The organism is Plantactinospora sp. B5E13 (assembly GCF_039871775.1).
In the GTDB taxonomy this organism is placed as follows: domain Bacteria; phylum Actinomycetota; class Actinomycetes; order Mycobacteriales; family Micromonosporaceae; genus Plantactinospora.
Genome location: NZ_JBDPLT010000019.1, coordinates 1 through 22373 on the forward strand (window position 1 = coordinate 1; position 22373 = coordinate 22373).

The 22373-nt window shown below is 72.4% G+C and carries 17 protein-coding genes; 7 read left to right on the forward strand and 10 right to left on the reverse strand.

What is annotated here, in order from left to right:
* Positions 1-33 precede the first annotated feature (33 nt).
* The 8 genes from ABGB05_RS18695 to ABGB05_RS18730 all read right to left on the reverse strand — a co-directional run bounded on the left by ABGB05_RS18695 (position 34) and on the right by ABGB05_RS18730 (position 9332).
* Positions 34-2397 (reverse strand): glycosyl hydrolase, encoded by a 2364-nt coding sequence (locus ABGB05_RS18695; protein ID WP_347654709.1) that lies wholly within the window; start codon positions 2395-2397, stop codon positions 34-36.
* 288 nt (positions 2398-2685) lie between these two features.
* Positions 2686-3930, reverse strand: coding sequence for an RNA polymerase sigma factor (locus ABGB05_RS18700; RefSeq protein ID WP_347654710.1), 1245 nt, complete (start codon positions 3928-3930; stop codon positions 2686-2688).
* Between the two features lie 136 nt (positions 3931-4066).
* Entirely contained in the window at positions 4067-4426 is a 360-nt protein-coding gene (locus tag ABGB05_RS18705; protein ID WP_347654711.1) for a YciI family protein, read from the reverse strand.
* A gap of 218 nt (positions 4427-4644) precedes the next feature.
* Complete coding sequence (locus tag ABGB05_RS18710) at positions 4645-5121, reverse strand: hypothetical protein (protein WP_347654712.1); 477 nt, start codon at positions 5119-5121, stop codon at positions 4645-4647.
* 83 nt (positions 5122-5204) lie between these two features.
* Positions 5205-6086 (reverse strand): sugar ABC transporter permease, encoded by an 882-nt coding sequence (locus ABGB05_RS18715; RefSeq protein WP_347654713.1) that lies wholly within the window; start codon positions 6084-6086, stop codon positions 5205-5207.
* Positions 6083-7144, reverse strand: coding sequence for an ABC transporter ATP-binding protein (locus ABGB05_RS18720; protein ID WP_347654714.1), 1062 nt, complete (start codon positions 7142-7144; stop codon positions 6083-6085). Before ABGB05_RS18720 ends, ABGB05_RS18715 begins: the two co-directional genes overlap by 4 nt.
* Positions 7141-8478 carry a sugar ABC transporter substrate-binding protein gene (locus ABGB05_RS18725; RefSeq protein WP_347654715.1) on the reverse strand — a complete coding sequence of 446 codons (1338 nt, stop codon included), beginning with the start codon at positions 8476-8478 and terminating at the stop codon, positions 7141-7143. The genes ABGB05_RS18720 and ABGB05_RS18725 overlap by 4 nt, the downstream gene beginning before the upstream one ends.
* Entirely contained in the window at positions 8475-9332 is an 858-nt protein-coding gene (locus tag ABGB05_RS18730) for a carbohydrate ABC transporter permease (RefSeq protein ID WP_347654716.1), read from the reverse strand. Before ABGB05_RS18730 ends, ABGB05_RS18725 begins: the two co-directional genes overlap by 4 nt.
* Before the next feature lie 226 nt (positions 9333-9558).
* Here ABGB05_RS18730 and ABGB05_RS18735 point away from each other — a divergent pair, with 226 nt between their 5' ends.
* The 3 genes from ABGB05_RS18735 (at position 9559) to ABGB05_RS18745 (ending at position 14424) form a co-directional block, all read left to right on the forward strand.
* Positions 9559-10356, forward strand: coding sequence for an SAM-dependent methyltransferase (locus ABGB05_RS18735; RefSeq protein WP_347654717.1), 798 nt, complete (start codon positions 9559-9561; stop codon positions 10354-10356).
* Positions 10357-10444: 88 nt separating this feature from the next.
* Positions 10445-11842 (forward strand): SWIM zinc finger family protein, encoded by a 1398-nt coding sequence (locus tag ABGB05_RS18740; protein ID WP_347654718.1) that lies wholly within the window; start codon positions 10445-10447, stop codon positions 11840-11842.
* Positions 11839-14424: a DUF6493 family protein gene (locus ABGB05_RS18745; RefSeq protein WP_347654719.1), complete on the forward strand. Its 2586-nt coding sequence runs from the start codon at positions 11839-11841 to the stop codon at positions 14422-14424. The genes ABGB05_RS18740 and ABGB05_RS18745 overlap by 4 nt, the downstream gene beginning before the upstream one ends.
* A 66-nt stretch (positions 14425-14490) precedes the next feature.
* Here ABGB05_RS18745 and ABGB05_RS18750 read toward each other — a convergent pair whose 3' ends face one another.
* Positions 14491-15006 (reverse strand): hypothetical protein, encoded by a 516-nt coding sequence (locus ABGB05_RS18750; RefSeq protein WP_347654720.1) that lies wholly within the window; start codon positions 15004-15006, stop codon positions 14491-14493.
* A 369-nt stretch (positions 15007-15375) separates the two neighbouring features.
* Here ABGB05_RS18750 and ABGB05_RS18755 point away from each other — a divergent pair, with 369 nt between their 5' ends.
* The 4 genes from ABGB05_RS18755 to ABGB05_RS18770 are packed head-to-tail and all read left to right on the forward strand — an operon-like array spanning position 15376 to position 19407.
* A complete protein-coding gene (locus ABGB05_RS18755) occupies positions 15376-18042 on the forward strand; it encodes a nitrate- and nitrite sensing domain-containing protein (protein WP_347654721.1) in 2667 nt (888 codons plus the stop codon).
* A complete protein-coding gene (locus ABGB05_RS18760; RefSeq protein WP_347654722.1) occupies positions 18039-18470 on the forward strand; it encodes a roadblock/LC7 domain-containing protein in 432 nt (143 codons plus the stop codon). The genes ABGB05_RS18755 and ABGB05_RS18760 overlap by 4 nt, the downstream gene beginning before the upstream one ends.
* Complete coding sequence (locus ABGB05_RS18765; RefSeq protein ID WP_347654723.1) at positions 18467-18832, forward strand: DUF742 domain-containing protein; 366 nt, start codon at positions 18467-18469, stop codon at positions 18830-18832. Before ABGB05_RS18760 ends, ABGB05_RS18765 begins: the two co-directional genes overlap by 4 nt.
* A gap of 20 nt (positions 18833-18852) precedes the next feature.
* Positions 18853-19407, forward strand: a complete 555-nt coding sequence (locus ABGB05_RS18770; RefSeq protein ID WP_347654724.1) for an ATP/GTP-binding protein — start codon at positions 18853-18855, stop codon at positions 19405-19407.
* A 72-nt stretch (positions 19408-19479) separates the two neighbouring features.
* Here ABGB05_RS18770 and ABGB05_RS18775 read toward each other — a convergent pair whose 3' ends face one another.
* The gene (locus tag ABGB05_RS18775) at positions 19480-22041 is read right to left on the reverse strand and encodes a tryptophanase (RefSeq protein WP_347654725.1); all 2562 of its coding nucleotides are present in this window, start codon (positions 22039-22041) and stop codon (positions 19480-19482) included.
* Positions 22042-22373: the final 332 nt, after the last annotated feature.

Sequence of the window (22373 nt, forward strand, 5' to 3'; positions counted from 1 at the left end):
CCCCCCCCCCCCGCCACAGGGGTCAGCGCCGGGTCAGCGGGCCCGGCACGAGGCCAGCGCCCCGACCACCCCGACGCCCGGCCGGCGCAACGGCAGCCGGGTCGACGCCCCGGAACACCGGGGCACCGTGACGTCGTAGACGCCCCGACCGAAGGTGGCCGCGGTCAACTGCCGGGTCGGCTCGTGGTAGCGCAGGTACATCACCGCCGCCATCGGCAGGTTCGCCCCGAGCGCGGCCCACTCGCCGCCGTTCCACGCCGAGACGTACACCCCGACGTCGGTGCCGACCAGCAGCAGGCCGTCGGAGGTGGGGATGATCGAGTTCACCGGCGCGTCCGGCAGCCCCCGGCCGATGTCGGTCCAGGTACGGCCACCGTCCTGGGTCACCATGACGTGCGGCCGGTCGCTGCCGGAGCGGAATCCGGAGAACGTGGCGTACGCGATGTCGGCGTCGCGCGGGTGCACCGCGACCCGGGTGACCCAGGTGCCCGGCAGCTGCGCCGGATCGACCTGGTGCCAGTTCGCCCCGAGGTCGTCGGTCCACCAGAGCCGGCCGTCGTCGGTACCGACGTACAACGTGTTGCCGTCGGTCGGCGCGGCGGCGAGCGTGGTGACCGTGCCCCACGGATAGCCGTTCGGGTCGTTCGGGCCGCCGCCGGTCAGGTCCGGGCTGATCGCGGTCCAGGTACGGCCGTTGTCGGTCGACCGGTTGACGATGTTGCCGGCGTAGTACATGACGTTCGGGTCGGTCGGGTCGAACTGCAGCGGCGTCTGCCAGTTGCGCCGCTGTGAGACGGTCTGCCCGGTGCCGATGGTCTGCCGCGGGGTGCCGCCGCTGTTCTCCGACCGGTAGCAGGAGCCGTACTGGCTGCACCCGAAGACGATGTTCGACGCCTGCGGGTGGATGACCACCTGGAGCCCGTCGCCGCAGCCGATCGCCTCCCACGGGCCGCCCCGACCCTGGTAGCCCCGGTTGCAACCGTTGTCCTGGGCGCCGGCCACCTTCAACGCCGGGTCGGTCTGTGCCACGTCGACCGTGTAGAACTGCGTGTACGGCTCGTACGTCGCCTTGGTCCAGCCGCCGACCCCGTTGGTGTCCGAGCGGTACATGCCGCCGTCGTTGCCGAGGTAGGCCCGGTCGGGCACCTTCGGATCCCAGCGCATCACGTGCTGGTCGGCGTGCACGCCGCTGACCGACGAGAAGCTCTGCGCCCCGTCGGTGGAACGCATCAGGTTCACCCCGGCGAGGAAGACGTGGTCGGCGTCGTCCGGGTCGACCCAGAGCTTGCCGAACCACCAACTGAACGTCGACTGCGACGCCTGGTTCGCGGTGACCGGAGTCTGGGTCCAGGTGTCACCGCCGTCGTCGGAACGGTAGAACGCCCGGAACGGGCCGAGCGCGGTGCCGACGTACGCGTAGAGCCGGCGCGGATCGCCCGGGGCCAGCGCGATGCCCCACCGACCCTGGTCGGCGTCGGTCGGCAGCCCGTTGGTCATCCGCTGCCAGCTCCGGCCGGCGTTGTCGGAACGCCAGAGGCTGGAGCCGGGGCCGCCGTACGTCCGCTGGTGCGGCTCCCGCAGGTGGTCCCAGAGCGCCGCGTACATCCGGTTCGGGTTGACCGGATCGATCACCACCTCGGTCGCCCCGGTGGTGGCGTTCGGCGGGGTCAGCACCCGGCGCCAGCTGTCGCCGCCGTTCTCGGAGAGGTAGACGCCGCGCTGCCCGCCGGGGACGAAGAGGTTGCCGGCCGCCGCGGCGAAGATCCGCCGTTCGTCGCGCGGGTCGATCGCGAACCGGGCGATGGCGTGGCTGTCCGTCAGCCCGACCCGTTTCCAGCTCTTTCCCCGGTCCTTCGAGCGGTAGATCCCGTCACCGCCGAAGGTGATCGAGCCGCCGCCGGGCTGTGCCTCGCCGGTGCCGGCGAAGAGTACGCCGCGTGGGGTGATCGCCACCGCGCCCATGCTCTGCACCCAGTCGTGCGGCCACACCGACTCGTACGTCATTCCGGCGTCCCGGGACCGCCACACCCCGCCGGAGGCGGCGGCGACGAAGATCTGGTCGTCGACCTTCGGGTCGATGGCGATGTCCACGACCCGGCCGCCGATGTTGGTCGGCCCGAAGAAGTCCCACCGCTGGTCGGCCAGCACCCGGTAGGCGCCCCGGGTCCGGCCGAAGAGGCCGTTCGCCTCGCCCCGGGCCCGGACGTACTTGGCGGCGGAGAGTTCCCGGCTGCCGTCGCTGAGCCGCTGGGAGGTCATCCACTCGGCGGGCAGTTCCATCGGGCCGGTCGGCATGCTGGTCGCCAGCGACAACCGGTCGCCGGAGGTCTGGTCGCGGGACGGGGCGGCCGAGGCCGCCAACGCGCCGGTGGCGAGCAGTGCCAGGGTCGCTGTCACCGCACTGCCCCGACGATGTCGGACGAGCGAAGCCTTCATACGGTTTCTCTCCTGTCCACACTGGAGTGCGACCTGTCATCGGGTCGACGTGTGGCCAGGCTAGACAGCAGCACCGATCATGGTCAATGAACCTTTCTCAACCTGAACCACGCGGCGCACGCGCCCCCATCTCCACCTGCGGCGCCACGACGGACCGCAGGGGAGATGGAAGAGGGTTCGATGAGAGGATCGACGACGGGTCGGCCCGGACCGCCGACAACGGCCGGTGCGCCGGGCCGGCCACGACACTCAGTCGCAGGCGGCCGCCCGGTCGAGCAGCAGAATCCGTTCGCGCTCGTTGCGGGTCAGCTCCGCCGCCCGCTCGAACTCGGCCTTCGCCTCCGGGGCCCGGCCGAGTCTCGCCAGCAGGTCGCCGCGCACGCTCGGCAGCAGGTGGTAGTGGCGCAACGCCGGCTCGGCGAGCAACGGTTCCAGCACCGCCAGGCCGGCGACCGGTCCCTCGGCCATCGACACCGCCACCGCCCGGTTCAACTCCACCACCGGTGACGGGGCCCGTTCGGCCAGCCGGGCGTAGAGCGCGGCGATCTCGGCCCAGTCGGTCTCCTCCGCCGTCCGGGCCCGGGCGTGGCAGGCGGCGATGGCGGCCTGCAGGGTGTACGTCCCGCCGCCCAGCGCCTCGGCCTTCTGCAGGGCGGCCAGCCCTCGGCTGATCAGCAGGCGGTCCCAGCGCCGCCGGTCCTGTTCGAGCAACAGGATCGGCTCGCCGGACGGGCCGGTCCGGGCCGGGGTCCGGGACGCCTGGATCTCCAGCAGCGCGACCAGGCCGTGTACCTCCGGCTCGGCCGGCATCAGACCGGCCAGGATCCGGCCGAGCCGCAGCGCCTCCTCGCACAGCGCCGGACGCAGCCAGTCGTCGCCGGCCGTCGCCGAGTACCCCTCGTTGAAGATCAGGTAGATGACCTCCAGCACCGAGTCCAGCCGCTCGGTCCGGTCCGCGCCGACCGGCAGTTCGAACGGCACCCGCGCCTCGGCCAGGGTCTTCTTCGCCCGGCTGATCCGCTGCCCGATGGTCGGCGACGGCACCAGGAACGCCCGGGCGATCTCGTCGGTGGTGAGGCCGCCGAGCAGCCGCAGGGTCAGCGCGACCCGGGCCTCGGCGGAGAGCACCGGATGGCAGGCGGTGAAGATGAGTCGCAGCAGGTCGTCGGGGATCGGCTCCTCCTGCAGCACCGCGTCGAAGTCGGTGGTCTCCGCGGTCTCCGGCACGACCAGGTCGGGGAGGCTGCGTTCGAACCGTTCCCGGCGCCGGATCTGGTCGATGGCCCGGCGCTTGGCAGTGGTGGTCAGCCAGGCGCCGGGGTTGCGGGGTACGCCCTCGGACGGCCACTGCTCCAGGGCCGCGACCAGGGCGTCCTGGGCCAGTTCCTCGGCCAGGCCGAGGTCACCGACCAACCGGGCGACACCGGCGATGACCCGGGCCGCCTCGATCCGCCACACCGCCTCGATCGTCTGATTCGTCTCCGTGGCCGCCACCGGCCCACGATAGCGCTCGGCGCGGGTACACAATTCGTGACGTATCCCCTGGGCACGGCGGCGGCCCCGGGCGCCGGTCCACACCGGCGCCCGGGCTCTCGTCCGGGTCCCCGGGAATGGGGGTGGGACGGCGTCCCTAGGCGAAATCGGAGAATTCGGCGACCCGCCGGATCTCGATCTCCACCGTGTCGAACATCTCCCCGAAACGGGTCGCCCACTCGACCGCCTCGGCCCGGTCCCGTACCTGGAGGATGGCGAACCCGGCGATGACCTCCTTCGCCTCGGCGAACGGGCCGTCGACCACCGTCGCCTTGCCCTCCTTGACGTCGACCTTGGCGGCGCCCTCCGCGGTCGGCCGCAGGCCCTCCCCGGCGAGCAGCACCCCGGCCTTGTTGGCCTCCTCCATGAAGGCACCCATCCGGCCCATGAACTCCGGGGTCGGCGACCAGGCGGCCGGGTCCTTGTCGTCGAGCTTGTGCACCAGCATGTACCGCATGTTCTTCTCCCTTGGTCCTGCGCTCACCGGGTCGGGCCGTTGACCAGCCTTCACCAACGCGTCGAACGGCCGGCGCCGGTTTCGACAGCGCCGCCCAGAATTTTTCCGGACCGGCTCCGCCGGCCCCGGGAAACCCGGGACATCGCTGGTCAGGGCCCTGTCCGGTCCGGGAACGGAGCGACAGCGGCAGAGCGCCGCCCTCGTCGGCGGCGGGAGGATCAGCCGGCACTGCGGAACTCCGGCAGTCCGGCGTCGTCGGAGTCCGGTCCGACGACGGCGGTCAGCGCGGTGCCGTCCGCACAGAGGGCGGTGGCCCGCAGGTACATCCGCCGTTGCCCGGCCCGCAGCAGCACCTCCGACTCGAAGATCTCGTCCTCGACGTTCAGCACCTCGACGTCGGTACGCCCCTGGTAGTGGGCCCGGACGTCCAGCGGGGTCATCCGGACCGTCGCCTCGACCGTGGTCAGCGCGCCCTGCGGCACGGTCGAGGTGACCCGGGCCCCCGCCGGCAGCACCAGGCCGGTGACCTCGCCGCTCACCTCGCGACCCGCGTCCATCGGCACCCGGTCACAGCTCGGCAGGTTGGCCAGCATCGCCTGCCCCCGGTCCCCCGCCGTCGGGGTCTGCGCCGACCCACCACCGCAGCCGGCGAGTCCGAGCAGGGCGACGGCGACCAGACAGACCCGGGCTCTCATCCGAGCAGGATGGCACGCCCCACGCGGCAGCCGCCAGTAGCACCGGACCGCCCGGCGCGGCACCCGCCGGCACCGGAAGCCGGTCAGCGCAGCACCCGCCAGCGTCGGACCGCGAGCAACTGCACCGTGATGATCGCCGCAGTGATCACCATCAGGACGATCGTGATCAACGCGCCGTACGCGAAACCGGAGAACTCGAAGGCCTGGTCGAAGATGTAGACCGGCAGGTACTGGGTGGCGTTCGCCGGACGACCGTCGGTGAGCACGTACGCCGGCACGAAGTTGACCTGCAGGGTGAGGATGGTGTCCCGGACCGCGAGCAGCACCAGCACCGGGGCGAGCAGCGGCAGGGTCAGCCGGCGAAGCTGGCCGAACGGTCCGCAGCCCTCGAGCGTGGCGGCCTCGTACAGCCGCCCGTCCAGCATCCGGCGGGCCGCCAGGACCACCAGGAATCCCTCCCCGATCGGGAAGAGCAGCATGATCACCACGGCGACCCGGGCCGTGGTCGGTTCGGCGAGCCAGGTGAAACCGGGGTGGCCGACCAGATTGAGGAGCTGGTTCAACGGCCCGTACAACGGGTTGAGCACCCAGAGGAAGAGCACCGCCAGAGCCACGTCCGGGATCACCGTCGGCAGGTAGACGGCGGCCCGGAACCAGCGCCCGCCCGGCCTCGGCGCGGCGAGCAGCAGCCCGAGCCCGATCGCGGCCAGCAACCGCAGCGGCACCGAGACCGCCACGTGGAACAGCGACGCCTCCAGGCTGTCCAGGAAGAAGTCGTCGGCGAACAGCCGACGGACGTTCGCCAGGCCGGTGAACCGGGGGTCGCGGGTCAACCCGGTGTGGTCGGTGACCGCGTACCCGAGGTTGAGCAGGGCCGGGACCGCGATCAGCAGGACGACCGCCACCCCGTACGGGGCGAGGAAGGCCCAGCCGGTGAGCGGGCGGCGTACCCGTCCCGGGGTCACCGGCGACGCCCGGTCGTGGTGTCGAAGCGGTGCAGCCGGTCCGGGTCGGGACGCAGCCGCAGCCGGTCACCGGTGCCGACGCCCGGGCGGGGGCCGGTCCGGACCGCCAGCCGGGTGCCGTCGTCACACCGGGTCAGCAGGATCGCCTCGCTGCCCAACGACTCCACCGCCTCGACCGTCACCTCGACCGGCCCCTCCGGGTCACGGACCAGGTCCTCCGGCCGCACCCCGACGGTGGTGTCCGGCGACCCGCCCAGCACCCCGCCGCCGGGGACCAGGTTCATCGGCGGGCTGCCGAGGAACCGGGCGACGACCAGGTCGACCGGATGGTCGTACACCTGCTGGGGTACGCCGACCTGGCGTACCCGGCCGCCGTCGAGCACCGCCACCCGGTCGCCGAGGGTCATCGCCTCCGCCTGGTCGTGGGTGACGTGCACCATCGTGGTGCCGAGGGTCCGGTGCACGGCGAGCAGATCCGCCCGGGTGGTGACCCGCAACTGGGCGTCGAGGCTGGCCAGCGGCTCGTCGAGCAGATAGACGCTCGGCCGCCGGACCAGCGCGCGGGCCAGCGCGACCCGCTGCCGCTGCCCCCCGGACATCTGGTCCGGATACCGGTCGAGCAGGTCGGTGATGCCGAGCCGCTCGGCGGCGTCCCGGATCTGCCGGTCCGCCTCCGCCCGGGGTACCCGCCGGACCTGCGGCCCGAAGAGCAGGTTGCCGCGTACGGTCAGGTGCGGATAGAGCGCGTAGTCCTGGAAGACCATCGCCACCGCCCGCCGGTGCGGCGGTACCCGGGCGACGTCCGCGCCGTCGAGCAGGACCCGCCCCCGGTCCGGCCGGTCCAGCCCGGCGACCAGTCGCAGCACCGTCGACTTGCCCGAACCGGAGGGGCCGACCAGGGTCAGCAGTTCACCGGGGCGGACCACCAGGTCCAGGCCGTCGAGGGCGGTGATCCGGCCGTACGTCTTCGTCAGCGACTCGATCCGGATCTCACCCGCCGCCCCCGCCCGCACCGCTTCCGGATCTGCCGCATCCGTCCCAGCCCGGCGGGCGGTCACCGGACAGGTTCCTGGAACAGCGGCCGGATCCGCTCCTCGATCTGCCGCAGCCCCTCCTCCCGGCCGACCCGGCCGTAGAAGACCTCCTCCAGCAGCGCGTCGGTCTCCTTCTCCACCCGCGACCAGCCGGCGGTGCGGGGGGTGGCCCGCAGGTGCGGCTCGGCGTCGAGATAGACCTGCGCGGACCGGGGCGGAAGGCTCGGGGAGAGGAAGACGTCGGAGCGGGCGACGTCGAGCCGGGACGGCACGGTACGTCCGGACTCGGCGAGGATCCGCTGTCCCCGCTCCCCCATCGCGAACTCGATGAACCGCCAGGCACCGGTGTGGTCCGGCCGGCCGGCGCTCATGCAGTACGCGTCACTGTGCAGGATCGAGGCAGGTACGCCGCCCGGCGCGACCGGCAACGGCGCCACGTCCCACTCGAATCCGGAGATGGTCCGCAGGGTGGGGACCGCGACCCGGCTGTTCAGGTACATGCCGAGCGTGCCGCGCAGGAACCGGGCCTCGCTCGACTCGCTCTGCTCCTGCGCGTCCGGCGGCACCACGTGGTGGGTGAGCTGCAGGTCCAGAAACCAGTCGACGGCCTGCCGGGTGGCCGGCGGCGCCGTCAGGGTGAGGGTGCCGGGCCGGTCCGGATGGTCCACGAGGTCGCCACGGTTGGACCAGACGAACGGCGCGAGCCGGGGCACCGACGGCTCCACCCCGACCCCGTACGTCCCGTCGCCGGTCAGCGCCTTCGCCGTGGCGAGGAAGTCGTCCCAGGTCCAGCCGGCCTTCGGCGGCGCGAGGCCCCTGGCCCGGAACATCGTGGCGTTGTAGTAGACGACCAGCGAGGAGAGGTTCTGCGGCAGGCAGGTCAGGGACTTCCCGTCGAACCGGAACGCGTCCAGGGCGCGCGGGCTGAAGTCGGCCTCGTCGAGCACGGTGCTGGCGTCGAGATGGGACTGGGCGGGTTCGATCACCCCCTGGGCGGCGAACTGCCCGTACCGGCGGTAGTTGAGCAGGAAGACGTCCGGCGGGGTTCCGCCGGCGAACGAGGTGGTGAGCCGGGCCATCAGTTCGTCCTGGGTCGCCACGGGGGAGAGCGTGACGTCGACCTCGGGGCTGGCCCGTTCGAACTCCTCGACCATGGTGCGGTAGCCGGCGATCTCCTCGGCGTCGCCGAAGAGCACCACGGTGATCGCGCCTGCTCCGTCCGGATCGTCGTCCCCGCCGCAGCCGGCGAGTGCCCCGGCGGCGAGTACGGCGGCGAGCAGGCCGGCGCCCCACCGTCGCCATGGCCGGGTTGCCGTCGCCCTGCTCCGGCCTGTCGTCCGCGTGCTCCGGGTCGTCATCGGCGTCCTCCCTGTCGCAGTGCCACCAACGGGTTGTCGCTGAGCAGGATCCGCTGCGCCAGCAGGAACACCAGCACGCACGGCAGGGTGGCGAGCACACAGCCGGCCATCAGCAGCGGCCAGTCGGTGGGGTTCAGCAGTCGCAGGAACTGCAGGCCGAGCGCGTACGTGTACCGGTCCCCGCTGTGCAGGTAGAGCAGCGGGTCGATGAAGTTCGCCCAGTGGTAGGTGAAGGCGAGCACCGCGACCGCCAGCGTCGCCGGCCGGACCTGGGGCAACGCCACCCGCCGCCAGACCGACCACCACCGGGCGCCCTCCAGCCGGGCGGCCTCCAGCTGGGACTCTGGTACGCCGCCGAAGCTCCAGGCGTAGAGCAGCACCAGGAACGGGCTCACCGCGAGCAGTGCCGGCGCCAGCAGCGGCAGGTAGGTGTCGACCACGCCGAGCAGCCGGAACACCTCGAACCGGGTCGCCCAGACCGCGGTGACCGGCACCAGCAGCACCACAAGCAGTCCGGTGACCACCCGACGCCGGGCGACCGGCCCGAGCAGTCGGATGCCGAACCCGGTCAGCGAGGCGACCACCACGGTCAGCGGTACGGCGAGCGCCACCACCAGCGCCGAGTTCGCCAGGTAGCGAAAGAGCGGCAACAGTTCCGGCAGCCGCGCGTACGCGTTCAGGGTCGGTTCGGGCGGCAGGACCTCAAGCGTCCGAGGCGGCGGCAGCCCGGTGGGCCGGAGCGAGCCGACCACCATGAACCACAGTGGAGCGGCGAAGACGGCGGCGAAGAGCGCCGGCACCAGGTACCGCCCGATCCACCGGGGGATCGTGGCACGGAGCTGGGCGCCCGGCACGTCGGCGTCCTCCTCGACTCCGCACCCGTGGCACGGCGACGCGTCCGTCCGACGGCGGTTCCCACCCGTACCGGGAAGTTTCCGCCCGTCGCCGCCCGGGGGCCCATCCTACGTCGAAGATCGACCGGTTCCGCCAGTACCGGCCGCGGTACCGCCGTGCCTCGCGGCACGGCGACCCACCGAATATGATCGACTGCCATCGTTCGAGACGATCACGGGAGTCGTCATGTCCGAACAGGATCTCGCGTTGACCGGAATCGACACCACCCAGATGAGCCACGCCCGCGCGTACGACTACGTGCTGGGCGGCAAGGACAACTTCGCGGTGGACCGGGAGGCCGCGGCGCAGGTCATCGCGCTCGCCCCGGACCTGCCGGCGCTCGGCCGCGCGCAGCGGCGGTTCCTGCTCCGGGTCACGCAGATGTGCGCCGAGGCCGGGATCCGGCAGTTCCTGGACATCGGTGCCGGCATCCCGACCCGGCCCAACGTGCACGAGAGCGCCCGGGCGATCGCCCCCGACTCCCGGGTGGTGTACGTCGACAACGACCCGATCGTCTTCATGCACAACCGGGCGCTGCTGGCCGACGACAACGGGGTGGCGTCGATCCAGGCGGACGTCCGCCAGCCCCGGCGACTCCTCGACGACGACCGGATACGGCAACTGATCAACTTTGACGAGCCGGTGCTGCTGCTCTTCATCGGCCTGTTCCACCTTGTCACCGACCAGGAGGATCCGGCGGCACTGGTCGCCGAGTTCCGTGAGCGGCTGGCCCCGGGCAGCTACGTCTGCATCTCCCAGTTCTGCAGCGACGGCAGTGATCCGGCGGCCCGGGCGAAGCTGGAGGAGATCTCGGTGAACTCGCCGGCGCCGATGACGTTCCGCTCCCGGGACGCGATCGAGCGGTTCTTCGACGGTTTCGAACTGCTGCCCCCCGGCGTGGTCGACGTACAGCAGTGGTGGCCGGACGAGACGGCGCCGCCGACCATGTTGAAAGTGGCGGCCGGCGTCGGCCTGAAGCGTTAGTCCCCCGCGCCGTCCGTCCATCATGGCCGACCCGGCCCGCCGGCCGACGCACGCAAAGTGTCGGAGGCGGCTCCTATGGTCGGCGGCCATGAGCGGCGAGACAGAGACGTACGGCTATCGGAGCGCCTCCACGTTGCTGGACCAACGGCTGGTCCTGCAGACCGCCGGCGGGCGGACCGCACGGGGGCCGGCGGCGCACCCGCGCTTCTTCACCGGGTTCGCGGTCGACCCCCGGGCGACCGCCGCCGGGCTGGTTGTCCTCGCCGACCTTGCCCGGACGGACTTCCGTCGGTCCCGGCAGTCCCTCGACGGGACCTGGCGGAGCTACCGGGACCCGGTGGTCACCGGCGACGGCGAGCGGCTGCGGTTCGAGGCGTTCTCCGGCTGCTGCGGCGGGTACGCCCGGCTCGACGTGCTCGCGCCCGGACTGGACGGAGAGTGGCTCGGCCGGGGCACCACCAACGTCGACATCAACCCGCCGCTCCACACCGCGCTGACCCGGGTCGGCGCCGGTGACCCACTGCGCCTCTCGGTCGGCCCGGACGACCTGACCGTCACCACCCTGGACGGCGCCGTGGTGGAGAAGCGGGTCCCGTTGCCGCAGCGGTGGCTGCGCGGGCTGGCCGAGGTGCCCGCCGTGGCCGCCGGCTTCGAGCCGCGGGCCGAACTGTCCGCCGCCGAGGCGCACGCGTTCCTGCAGCGGCTGCCGATCCGGGGCGGCACCGAGGTCCGTTGGCTGATGCCGGCCGGTCGCTCGCTGCGCACCTGCGCCGCCCCGCTGCCCGGCGCGGTGTGCCTGGCCGCACCGCACCGGCTCGCCGTGCTCCGGCCACTGCTGCGGTTCACCCGGGCGCTGCGGCTCTACGGCCCGACGGCCCGGGCCGGCAGTTCCGCGCTGTGCAGCGGCTGGGAGCTGGATCTCGGCGTCGCGCGGTTCTGGCTGATGCTCTCCCCGGCCACCAACCGGGGGTTCTCCGGTGAGGGGCGGCTGCTCGACGCACTGTCCGGCGGTGCCGGGGACGTCGACGGCCCGGCGCGCGCCGTCGGCGACGCCGACCTGGTCGGCGGGCTGCTCGGCTGGGCGCCCACCGTCGACGTGCCGGAGGTCGCGGCCCGGTCCGGGCTCACCGTCGACCGGGTACGCGCCGCGCTCGCCGTGCTGGCCAGCTCCGGTCGGGTCGGGTACGACTGCGCCGAGGTCGGCCACTTCCACCGCGAGCTGCCGTACGCCCCTGAGCGGGTCGACACGTTGCATCCCCGGCTGACCGCCGCCCGGCTGCTCGCCGGTGCCGACTCCGTGCGGCGGCTCGGCGACGACGTGGAGGTGAGCTCCGGCGGCCGCCGCTACCTCGTGCACCGGACCGCCGACGGCCGGTTGGGCTGCACCTGCCCCTGGTGGGCCGAGCACCAGGGCGGACGGGGTCCCTGCAAGCACGTACTGGCCGCGACCGTCACCGACCCGGCCGTTACCGGAGGAGCACGATGACCCTCGACGCCGACCAGCTCCGCAAGCTGATCTCCTACGCGGATCCGTACCGGGTCGCCGACGCACTGGTCGGACTGCCCGAGCCGGCCCGACGTGAGCTGGCCGGCGCGGTCCGGGAGCACCTGGCGGGGTTGGACCGGCGCTACGACGAGCTGCGGCACGAGGGACCCGCCCTGCTGGTCGCCGGTGCCGGCTGTCTGCCCACCGCCGCCGACGTGGTGACCTGGCTACGCCGTCCCGAGCTGACCTGGGCGTGGCACCAGCACTCGCCGTTCGACCACGTGGTCCGGGTGCTCCGCGCTCCCGGCCGTCCGGCGATCGCCACGGTCGCCCGACGGTTCGCCGACCGGGTACGGATGTCCACCCTGGCCCGTCAGTGGCCGCTGGCGTACGCGCTGCTGAACGCCTCCGGTGTGGGTCCCCGGGTCAGCGATCCACTGGTCCGGGGCTGGGTCCGGTACGCCCTCCCGTCCGACCGGCCGGACGTCCGGTGGTCCGACGAGTGGCTGCCGGTGATGGTGCCGCAGGTGTTCGAGGTGGAGGGGGTCGGCGCCGACCTGCGGGAGGAGGGTGGCACGGTCCTGCTCGACCTGTCTCGCCAGGGGCGGATCGACCGGGCCGACCTGCTCGCCGGCTGCCTGCGCCGGATGCGGTCCGGCGACCGGGTCACCCCGATGCGGCACATCCTCTCCCTGCACCACCGACTCGAACCGGACCTGGACGAGATCGCCGCGCACCACCAGGAGTACCTGGGGGTGCTGTCCAGCGCGCACGCGCAGGTGGTGGAGACGGCGCAGCGGGCGCTGCGCGCCCTCGACGACGTCGGGCGACTGCCACCGGCCGCCCTGGTCGAGGCGGGCAGGGTGATCCTGCTCCGGCCGGAGAAGAAACTGGTCCGGGCCCAGCTCGGCTGGCTGGACCGGGCGGCCGGGCGGGATCCCGGTCAGCTGCCCGAACTCGTCGACGCGCTGGCGGTCGGGCTGGGCAATCCGGCCGTCGACCTCGCCGAGCGGGCGTTGACCGTGCTGGCCCGGCACCTGCCGGCCGCCGGCCCGGCCGGAGGGCGGACCCTGCGTGCGGCGGCCGCCGGGCTCACCGGCGACCTGGCACGGCAGGCGTACGCGCTGCTCGGCATGGCACCGCCCGCAGCGGTGAGCGGCGTCGACCCGGTGGCCGCCGACCCCGGCGGCTGGGTCGACGAGCCGGCCCCACCACCGGTCGGCTCGATCGGTGAGCTGGCCGGCGAGGTGAGCCGGCTGCGTCGGGAGGGGAACGACCCGGTGCTGCTGGAGCGGGTGCTGGCCGGACTGACCCACTGGTTCCGGATCGACCGGGCCGGCCTCGTCGCCGCCCTGGAGCCAGACGCTCCCCCGTGGAGCGGCCAGGTCTGGAGCGTGCTGCGCGCGGTGGTCGGCCGCGAGGATCCCGAGATCCACCCCGCTCACCTGCCCGTCCGGTCCACACCGGAGCCGGCGCCGAGGGCGTTCCTCCATCGCCGGCTGGCCGAACTCGCCGCTGGTTTCCGGGCCGACACCGCGCCGCCGGCGCTGCTCGCCACCCCGGCGACCGTCAGCGGGCAGGTCGATCCCGAACGGCTGCTCGGGCTGCTGGTCGCGGCCGAGCGGGACGGCTGGCAGCCGGGCGGGGCCGACCTGACCCAGGCGCTGCTGCGGTTGCCCCGGGACGCGGCGCGCCCCGGGCTGCGTACGGCCGCCGCCGCGCTCCGCTCCCCCGCCGGCCGGCGGCTGCACCACTGGCTCGACCGGGGCGGCCTGCCCGACCCGCTCGTCGACATACTGGCGGTGCTCCGCAGACCCTGCACCCACGGCGGCGGCTCCTACCACGGGTACCGCTGCTGGTGCCTGGACCAGCCCGACGGCCGGCTGGTCACCACGGTCCGACCGGCCGCTGCGGACTGGCCGGTGCCGCCGGACCTGCTCACGCTGCCGGCCGGTGCGGCGGCCCGGTCCCGGGCCTACGGCGTGTACTGGGCGCCGGACGATCTTATGCTCTGGCCCGGTGTGCTGCCCTCGCACCGGGAGGTCGTCGCCGCGCACATCCAGCCGTACGTGACAGCGGCCGCCGACCGCGATCGCAGCGGGGGCACCGAAGCCCTGCCCGCGCTGGCCCGGTGCGACGGCCCGTTCGGCCCCGCGATGGCCCTCTGTCTGGCGTACGGCCTGGCCGCCCGCCGCGACGCCGACCGGCTCCACACGGTGGACGCCACGGTGCTGCTCGTCGGGCGTGGTCAGTTCGACGGTGAGCTGCTCGGCCGGCTGCTCGGCGAGCTGGCCGGCGGCGGTCGGGTGGTGTTGCGTCGGGCGGTCGGGGCGCTCGAGGAGGTGTCGCGGTCCGGCGCCGCCGCCGTCTGGGCGGTCGCGGCCGCCGCCCTGCCGACGCTGCTGGCGCTGTCGGAGCCCCGTCCCGGCACGGCCGACCTGCTGGCGCTGGCCGCCGGCACGGCCGCCGGGACCGGGATCCGCCGGGAGATCCCCGGGCTGGCCGAGGTGGCCGCCCGGACCGGCGGCTCGCGCCTGGTCACCGAGGCCAGGCGGCTCTCCCGGACGCTCTCCGGCTCGTGACGGCGGCCAGGGCCCGGACCGGCTCGCGGATCAGCCCTGGCCGCTCAGCCCGGACCGGCTCGCGGATCAGTCCGGGGTCGGAAACCCGTAACGGGCGACGTGCTCCGGGTCGGTCGGGTCGATCTGTCGAATCCCCTCGTCGGCGAGGCGCTTGTTGACCTCGTCGAGGTGCTCGCGGACCAGCCGGGCCTCCTCCTCGGTGACCCGTCCCCGGTGCGGCTTGCCGGCGTGCTCCAGGGTGCCGTAGTCGACCCGCTCGGACTTCCGGCTCGTCTTCGCCGGCCGGACCCGCTCGGCCGTCCGCAACAGCTGCGCCATCGGTACGTCGACGGCCAGCGCGTCGAACTCGCTGGCGTTGAGCACCACCCGCCGGGGTTCGTCCTCCCCGTTCTCGTGGATCTCCACGACCGCGACGTCCAGTGCCGCGTCGTCGATGCTCTCGATCTCGGTCGGCTCGGCCTCCAGCTGCACCGGCCCGGCGACCAGGTCCGGGTGCTCGAGCACCACGACGCGCACCACCTCGTCGGCGCTCCGCAGCACCTTGCCACTGAAGTCGGAGACGTGAACTGTCCGCTTACCCATGCCTGAGTTTCTCCTGTCCGGGCGGTACGACCAGAGCCAGAAATTACCGGACAGGTGTGCGAACCGACCGTTGGGGCCTCCTCGCGTGTCCGCTACCGGCATTGCCCCATCAGTACGAACGATAGGTGCTCATCACTGCGAGTCCGGCGGGCTAGTGCGAGAGCGGACAGACCGGTAGGGTTGCCCACACATCGGCGATGGAAGCAGCAAACGCCCGCCGGTTCTCTCGGTTTGCCCATGATTGGATGGAAGTTGGCGCAGAATCAGGCCGACCGCGCGAGCCGGCTCCCCGCCTCTGACCAGCCCGAACCAACGTCAGGCAAGCGACGCGGTCGACAGCGGTCCATCAAGCGGCGGGTCGTCCGGCTGGTGCTGATCCCCAGTGTCGTCGCCATGGTGATCTGGCTGATCGCCTCCGGTTACCTGGTCTTCCAGGGCTTCTACAACCGCGAGGTGGCCAACGGGGTCCGGCAGGTGTCGATCCCCGCGGTGCCCGCACTGGGCTCGATCCAGCAGGAACGACGGTTGAGCGTCGCCTACCTCGCCCAGCCCACGAACGACCTGCAGGCCCTGCTCGACCAGCGGCGACGCACCGACGAGCTGCTCTCCGCGCTGCGGTCGGCCGCCAACTCGGCGCTCGCCAACGCGCCCGGGTCCATCACCACCCGGTGGCAGACGCTCACCGAGCAGCTCGACCAGCTGCCGAACGTACGGAGCACGATCGACTCCCGGTCGGCCGGCGGTGCGCAGGTCTACGCCTTCTACAACCAACTCCTCGACGCCGCGACCAGCCTCTTCGACACCCAGGCCCGGGTGGTTCCCGACGTCACGGCGGCACAGGGCGGCATCGCGGCCACCGAGACGTTCCGGGCCAGCGACCTGATGTCCCGGTCCGCCTCGATCATCGACGGCGCCTTCGGCTCCCGGGCGCTGGGCCAGGAGAGCCACCTCGACTTCGTCCGCCTGATCGGGGCGTACCACTCGGCGTTGGAGAACGTGGCCCCGCACCTGCAGCCGGACGCACGCCGACAGTACGAGGCGATCACCGCGAGCGAGGCGTGGCAGCGGCTCGTCGCCGCGGAGAACGAACTTGTCGGGGCCGGGGCATGGCGCGACGGCACGCCCCGGGGTCTGTTGGCGAACCGGTCCCGCTGGGAGTCGCTGACCCGGCAGGTCTCCGACGACCTGATCGCACTCACCGTCGCCCAGGCCGACCAGGTGTCGGCGCGGGCGCTGCGTACCGGTAACAACCAGTTGCTGACCGCCTCGCTCGGTAGTCTGATGGCGCTCGCCATCGCCGTCGCCGCGATCCTCTGGGCAATCCGCCAGTCACAGGTCCTGGTGGACCGGGCCCTCTCGGTCCGGCTGGCGCAGTTGGGCAGGGACGCCGCCGTCGTCGTCGACGAACGACTCCCGGCGATCATGGAGCGGCTGCGCCGGCACGAGAAGGTGGACCTCGACGCCGAACTGCCGAGCCAGAACTACGGCAGTGACGAGATCGGCCAGGTCGCGGACGTCATCAACCGGTCGTTGCAGGCCGCGGCGGCCGCGGCGGTGGACGAGGCGAAGACCCGGGCGGCCGGTGTCGCCATGCTGATGGGCGTCGCCCGTCGTCCGCAGCGTCCGTTGCAGCGAGGCCTGAAGGTCATCGAGGACCTGCAGAACCGGATCGGCGACGAGAAGCTGCTGACCGAACTGTTCGACATCAACCACCAGCTCACCCAGACCCGGCGGTTCCTGGAGAACCTGGTCATCCTGGCCGGTGGCCAGATCGGGCGGCGGTTCCAGAATCCGGTACCGGTCCGTCGGGTCATGCTGGCGGCGTTCGCGGAGGCACAGCACTACCAGCGGATCACCCTGCGCAGCGCGCCCGACGTGGCGCTGCTGGGACACTCGGTGGCCGGGACCATCCACCTGCTCGCCGAACTGCTCGACAACGCGCTCGCCTTCTCCCCACCGGGCACCACCGTCTGGGTCACCTGCAACGAGGTCAAGCGCGGCGTCGCGGTGGAGATCGAGGACGCCGGCGTGGGGATGAAGGGGGACGCCCTGGAAGAGGCGAACCACCTGCTGGCCACCGCGCCCACCCCGGACGTGACGGCGCTCAACGACGGCGCGCAGATCGGTCTGCACGTCGTGGCGGAGCTGGCGAAGCGCGACGGTATCCAGGTCAGCCTCCGTACCTCGGCGTACGGCGGGTTGCTGGCGATCGTGCTGCTGCCGGACCGGATCATCACCGCGCTCCCGGCCGACGGTGGCGGTCGTGGTGACATGGGCGCCCGGCGGTCCGGTACACCGTCGCCCGGCGCCGGCGACGCCGGGCGACCCGGTCCGCGTCTCGCCGCCGCCGTCGGGGGGTACGCACCGGCCGTGAACGGTTCGGGCCCGGTATCGGGCGTCCAGACTGTCGAAGGACGACGACCTGACCGCGCGGGCGGCATGATGAACGACAATCGACCGATCAACCAGCAGGCCGGTAACGGGTCCGGTGTTCCTCGACAGCGGGAGTCGGCCGAGGGCCGCACGGTCGACGCTGGCCGGCCCGGCCAGCGGTCGGGCCCCGGTGCGCCGGCCGTCTCCGGACCGTCCCCGGCCGGCACACCGGCCGCCGGGACGCGCGTCACCGGCGGCGCACCACCGGCGGCCGCACCGCAGACCCGTCCACCGGCGGCGGCCGGGCAGCCGGGAGCGCGGCAGACCGCGGTTCCGCCGGCCAACCGGCCGCAGGAGGCCGGCCGACCGGCCACCGGAGCAGGCACGGGGCCGCGACCCACCGGGTCGGAGGCCGGCACGGACGCGCCCGTCGCCAACCGGCCTCCGCTGCCGCACCGGCAGCCGCAGCAGCACCTTGTCCCCCAGCTCCGCGACGAGCGTCCGGCGGGTACCGGCTCACCCGGTACGGGCCCGGCCAGGACCCCCGAAGAGGCCCGGAGCCGGTTCACGCAGTATCAACGGGCGTGGGCCGCCGGACAGACCGCGGACACCACGGAAACCGCGGAAACCGCAACCATTGATGATCAAGGCAGGAACGCGTGACCAACGGCACATCGCACAATGACCTGACCTGGATGTTGGACGGTCTTGTAGAGATTCCCGATGTCGTTTATGCGGTTGTCCTCTCCACCGACGGACTCGTCGTGCAGAAGTCCTCGTCGCTGCCGCGTGACGATGCGGAACTGCTGGCCGCCGGCGCCTCGTCGCTGCACAGCGTCGCCGCCGGCATGGGCCGGCGCTTCGACAGCGGCCCGGTCCAGCAGGTCATCATCGAATACCAGGGACAGACCCTGTTCGTCGCCGCCGCCGGCAAGAACGCCCGGCTCGCCGTGGTCTGCGAACAGAGCGTCGACATGGGCACGGTCGCCTACGAGATGAGCCGGCTGGTGACCCGGATCGGCGAGTACCTCGGCTCCGAGGTGCGATCGGTCGCCTCGATGGTCAACGGTCAACCCGGGCATCTACCGTGACCCACGACGCCTGGGACGGCGACGACGAGGCGGAGGCGGGGCGGCTCGTCCCGCTGTACATCCTCGTCAACGGTCGGACGAGTCCCCGGAACACCAACCTCGACCTGGCCACCCAGGTGATCGCCCGGCCGGCCGACACGAGCCGGCTGGAGCCGGAGTACCGGGACATCGTCGGCCGGTGCCTGAACTGGATCTCGATCGCCGAGATCGGCGCCTACCTGCACCGCCCGCTCACCATCACCAAGGTGATGGTCGACGTGCTGCTCGACCAGGGCTACCTGGGCATCGGGTCGCCGGCCCAGCACCGGATCGCGGACCGCCGGCTGCTGGAGACAGTTCTCGCTGGTCTCGAAAGACTCTAGACAAGAGGGACTGATAGAACGTGGATCGCACATCGGTCAAGGTCGTCGTGGCGGGCGGCTTCGGCACCGGCAAGACCACCCTGGTCGGATCGGTCAGCGAGATCCCACCCCTGACCACGGAAGAGGTCCTGACCCAGGCCAGCGTCGGGGTCGACGACATGACCGGTGTCGAGGACAAGACGAACACCACCGTCGCGCTGGACTTCGGACGAATCACGATCGCGGACGACGTGGTGCTCTACCTCTTCGGCACGCCGGGACAGGACCGGTTCTGGTTCATCTGGGACGAGTTGGCCCAGGGCGCGGTGGGCGCCATCGTCCTGGTCGACACCCGGCGACTCGGTACGAGTTTCCCGGCCATCGACTACTTCGAGCGGCGGGGCATCCCGTTCGTCGCCGCGGTGAACCGGTTCTACGGCGAGTGCCTGTACACCGAGGAGGAGATCCGTTCGGCGCTGGAACTGGATCCGGCCGTACCGCTGCTCTGGTGTGACGCCCGGGACCGCGCGTCCAGCAAGCAGGCGCTGATCGAACTGGTCCGGCACGCGCTGTCCCGACTGCCGGTCGCCGGCTGACCACGACACGCCTCACCCCGTGTCGGCACGGTGCTGACCGCGCCGACACGGGTCCCGGGTGGCGCGTGCGGACTATCCGGCGACCCGCTCCGCCGCCGGGGCCAGCCGTACCTTGAAGTGGCGCAGCAGGGGCGGCGACGAGACGATCCGGTATCCCTGGACACGTTCGGGATCCTTGGCGATGTCGGCCAGGATCGCGGCGACGTACTCGAAGTGCTCGTCGGTGTAGACCCGGCGCGGGATGGCCAGCCGGACGAGTTCGAAGGGAGCCGGGCTGACCAGCTGGTGCCGCTCGTCCATCCGGCCGAGGTAGAGCGAGCCGAGTTCGGCGCAACGGATCCCGCCGTCGAGATAGAGCTGGCAGCCGAGGGAGTGTCCGGGGAACTCGTGCGGCGCCAGGTGCGGCAGGAGCCGGCCGGCGTTGAGGTACAGGGCGTGGATGCCGGGCGGCTGGACGGTGTCCACCCCCGCATCGTTGATCATCTGGGCGAGTCGGGCGGTCGCCGCCGCCCGCGCCCCCAGGTACGCCGGGTCGACCACCTCGCGTAGGCCCTGGGCCAGCCGCTCCAGGTCGTGGCCGGCCAGTCCGCCGTACGTGGAGAAGCCCTCGGTGGCGATCAGGTTCGCCTCGCAGGCCGCGTGCAGGATGTCGTCGCGCAGCCCGATGAAGCCGCCGATCGCCGACAGGCCGTCCTTCTTCAGACTGACCACGCAGCCGTCGGCGAGCGCGAAGGCCCGGGCGGCGATCTGTCGGGGCGTCCAGTCCCGGTACGCCGGCTCCCGCTGCCCGACCAGCCAGGCGTTCTCGGCGAACCGCGCGGCGTCCAGGAAGAACGGCACCCGGTGCCGACGGCACAGTTCCCGGACAGCCTCCAGGTTCGCCATCGAGACCGGCTGGGCACCGAGGCCGTTGTTGGTGATGGTCATCAGGACCAGCCCGACCCGGGGCGCCTCGGGCCCGGTCAGCAGCGATTCCAGCGCGACGAGGTCGATGTTGCCCTTGAACGGGGCGGGGTCGTCCAGGTCGGCGGCCTCCGGGCACGGCAGGTCGCGGGGCTCGGCGCCGGCCAGTGTCACGTTGGCGTGGGTGGTGTCGAAGTGGGTGTTGCTGACGCAGAGCTGCCCGGGTCTCAGCAGGCTGCCGAAGAGCACCCGCTCGCCGGCCCGGCCCTGGTGCACCGGCAGGATGTGCGGGTATCCGGTGAGGTCCCGTACCTCGTCGAGGAAGCGGAACCAGGAGCGGGCACCCGCGTACGACTCGTCGCCGAGCGCGGCGGCGGCCTCCTGGGCGGCCGAGGTCGCCCCGGTGCCCGAGTCGGAGAGCAGGTCGATGGTGATCTGGTCGGCGCGCAGGTTGAACGGGTTGTAGCCGGCGTCGGCGAGGGCCTGGCGACGCTGCTCCGCGGTGAGAAAGGGGATCGGTTCGACAACCTTGATCCGGTACGGCGGCAACGTCACTCGCGGATGGACGGACACAACTCGCTCCTCGTATCTCAGGTGTTGTCCGGGCCGGGATCGGCCGTCCGGAACGGTCAGCGGGTCACCGGGCGTCCGCAGGTGGCGGGGGCGCGGTGGCGAGACCCGGTACGCCTCGGCGGAGAGGTAGACCGTCACCCCGGGTCGGGGCGGTCCCAGCCGTAGCGACACGTGTGCGATCAGCCCGACGCCGTCGCGCAGCGACCGCGGCGTCACCGCCGCGATCGCCCGGTCGAGCTGCGCGCTGTCGAAGCCGTACCGGGTGAGCAGGGCCGCCACCCGGTCGCGGGCCTCCTCGTCGTCGCTGACGTAGCTACGGATCGGCACGTAGAGGCTGTAGCCCACGGGCCGGTCGGCGTCGCCGGTGAAGGTGTAGCTGCCCACCAGTGGCCGGCCGTCGAAGGGGCCGGTGCGGCCGCCGGCGACGGCGCAGAAGTCGGCGAGTTCCGCCCCGTCGACACCGTCCACCACGCCGGCCGACCGGATGACGTCCCGCACCTCGGCGCCGTGGTGGCTCAGGTAGAGCTTGACCCGGGTGTGCGGCCCGTCGTGCAGGTCGAGCGCGAAGAAGGTGAGCCGGTCCCGGCGGCCGAGTTCACCCGGGCGTACCCCGTGGTCCAGCAGGTTCCGGTACGACCTGCCGAGGCCGAGCCGGTGCAGTGCCTCGGCGACCAGCCCGGGTGCCCGGTCGACGCCGTGGATCTCGGGATTGAGGTAGACCTTGAACTCCGGTGGCCGCCGGTGGCGGAACACCAGCGAGTGCCAGAGTGCGAACTCGCCCTGCGGTCGGTCTGTGCTGAACAGGTCGCGGACCTGCTCCAGTCGGGACGTCGGGAGTCCGAACCGGCGGGCCTGCTCGTCGAGGAACCGGTGGCCGGCGGCGAGGTTCGTCCGGGCGTCGGGGGGCGAGCCCAGTGCCTCCGCCAGGATCCGCAGGGTCGGTGGCTCGCCCCGGTTGAACGCGAGGGAGTACTCGACCGGGGTGTGGTCGTCGGCCACGTCGGACGGCCACACCGGTGGCTCGGTGAGCGGCCGGGGACCGGCGGTTCCGAGGATCCGGGTCAGCAGGTCGAGGGGGGTGCCCGGGTCGAGCCCGGCGACCTCGGACAGGCGGGCCAACTGGCCGCTCAGGTGCTCGACAAGGGACAAGTCCACCATTACCTCTCCCTCTCGGTCGAACCGGTTCGTGGCAGCGTCAAGCGACGGGCCGTCCGGACGCCACCGGCGTCGGGACGGCCCGTTCCCCATCTCGTCGTCGCCGAGCCGCGCCCGATCGGTACGGAACATGCTGTTCCCGTCAGGTACGACATTGCCGGCAGAACGGTCGGTCAAGGTGACGACGCCTCATTTCTCACACATCGTGTGTGTCCCGTTAGGACATGTCGAGTGAGACAATGATCACGAATGCGGTTACACCATCTCGGACAGTGACGACGCGCCGCCTGGATCACCCACCGTGGCAGACCATGATCGTTTCAGGGTGCGCAGAC

Bases quoted from the DNA above. Each gene is read 5' to 3' on its own strand.
- ABGB05_RS18705 (WP_347654711.1), bottom strand. From the start codon at position 4,426: ATGCGGTACATGCTGGTGCACAAGCTCGACGACAAGGACCCGGCCGCC.
- ABGB05_RS18710 (WP_347654712.1), bottom strand. From the start codon at position 5,121: ATGAGAGCCCGGGTCTGTCTGGTCGCCGTCGCCCTGCTCGGACTCGCC.
- ABGB05_RS18725 (WP_347654715.1), bottom strand. From the start codon at position 8,478: ATGACGACCCGGAGCACGCGGACGACAGGCCGGAGCAGGGCGACGGCA.
- ABGB05_RS18735 (WP_347654717.1), top strand. From the start codon at position 9,559: ATGTCCGAACAGGATCTCGCGTTGACCGGAATCGACACCACCCAGATG.
- ABGB05_RS18740 (WP_347654718.1), top strand. From the start codon at position 10,445: ATGAGCGGCGAGACAGAGACGTACGGCTATCGGAGCGCCTCCACGTTG.
- ABGB05_RS18745 (WP_347654719.1), top strand. From the start codon at position 11,839: ATGACCCTCGACGCCGACCAGCTCCGCAAGCTGATCTCCTACGCGGAT.
- ABGB05_RS18750 (WP_347654720.1), bottom strand. From the start codon at position 15,006: ATGGGTAAGCGGACAGTTCACGTCTCCGACTTCAGTGGCAAGGTGCTG.
- ABGB05_RS18775 (WP_347654725.1), bottom strand. From the start codon at position 22,041: ATGGTGGACTTGTCCCTTGTCGAGCACCTGAGCGGCCAGTTGGCCCGC.